The organism is Neobacillus drentensis (assembly GCF_036962765.1).
Taxonomy (GTDB): Bacteria; Bacillota; Bacilli; order Bacillales; family Cytobacillaceae; genus Neobacillus; species Neobacillus drentensis_C.
Window position 1 is genome coordinate 29,740 of sequence record NZ_JBALOS010000069.1, and the last position, 1,422, is coordinate 31,161.

At 36.4% G+C, this 1,422-nt stretch carries 2 protein-coding genes; both read left to right on the top strand.

Annotated elements, in window-relative coordinates; genetic code table 11:
- The first annotated feature begins 110 nt into the window (after window positions 1-110).
- Window positions 111-797: a hypothetical protein gene (locus V7137_RS10520; RefSeq protein ID WP_335698041.1), complete on the top strand. Its 687-nt coding sequence runs from the start codon at window positions 111-113 to the stop codon at window positions 795-797.
- 54 nt (window positions 798-851) lie between these two features.
- Entirely contained in the window at window positions 852-1,235 is a 384-nt protein-coding gene (locus V7137_RS10525) for an iron chaperone (protein ID WP_335698042.1), read from the top strand.
- Window positions 1,236-1,422 lie beyond the last annotated feature (187 nt).

The window sequence follows — 1,422 nt, forward strand, 5'->3', positions numbered from 1 at the left end:
GGAAATCAACAGGCAAGTGTAACAGAGCCTATCAATAAAAAAATGCAAAAGCATGAAAAATTTTGATATGCCACAAACTAATGCCAAACACATCGAGAGAAGGGAAAGCATTGAAAAGGACACTTTCAATCTTAGGCTGTCTAATATTTTTTCTAACAAATACAGTATCTGCTGAAAAATCAACCGAGCCAAAACAAACCTTAGTCGTTGCAAACAAGAAAGAAGGGGTTTATTTATACGCGACACTAAATCCAAAAGAAGAAATATATACGGATTTTCGTGTCAAAATTGGGAAAGAAGTGGTAGAAGCATTTGGGTGGGCGGCAGCAATGAGTGAAACACGTATACCTGAATTACATGTGATCGATCTCAATAAGGATGGAATAAAAGAAGTCGTGGTTATTATAACCCTTGGTATTGGCACATGGGTAGTAGAGAAGGAAGCACATATCCTCCAACAAGTAGAAACAGCAAATGGTGGGAAGGCTTACGAGGAGATGGACATCGATAACCCCGTCCACACGATTGAACGCGATTTTGAAATCACCGCTACAAATAAAAAAATCCAAGTAAAGGGACGCAGACATGTATGGAAAGCTGCCAATGTTTGTGGGGAAACCTATTTTCACCATCGATTTCCACTCTATCAATCCGTGAACTGGAAGGTTGAGGGAAATAATCTTGTCGCCGATGTGGGATTGACCATCACTTTCAACTGCGTACCGGCAGGATTTCGCCTTAAGTACAAGCAAAAAGGCCAAATCTATGTGGCACAGAAGGTAGATGTGAAATTATAGAAAGAAATTATGGTACATTAATAATAATTAAACTTATTTTGGAGAGGAGAAATTATGGAAGGAAACAAAATTGCCTATCAATCCATTGATCATTACATTGAACAATTTCCTCCCGATGTTCAGGACAAACTGAATACGCTAAGAAAAGTGATCAAAAATTCTGCGTCAGATGCCGAAGAAAAGATAAGTTATCAAATGCCTGCTTTTGCTTTGAAAGGAAATCTTGTTTATTTCGCTGCCTATAAAAATCATATAGGCTTCTATCCAACGTCTAGTGGTATTGCTGCATTCAAACATAAATTATCGGAATATAAAACTTCTAAAGGGGCGGTTCAGTTCCCTATTGATAAGCCGCTTCCGTATGAATTAATAAGCGAGATTGTCAAATATAGAATAGCTGAGAATAGGATCAAAGCAGAGGACAAATTGAAAAAGTAAAAATAATAAATTAAATTTGAACAAAGATTTTTACATGAAATAAAAATGATAGGTGTAGAGATCAAAAGAAATTTATGGCTGGTCAAAAAACCTCAAAGATTTCAACTGATTTAACGGAAAGAAACCAATTATCACCTGTAACTTAGAGCATGTTTTTGATACAAAATCAATCAAAACATGCTCTTTC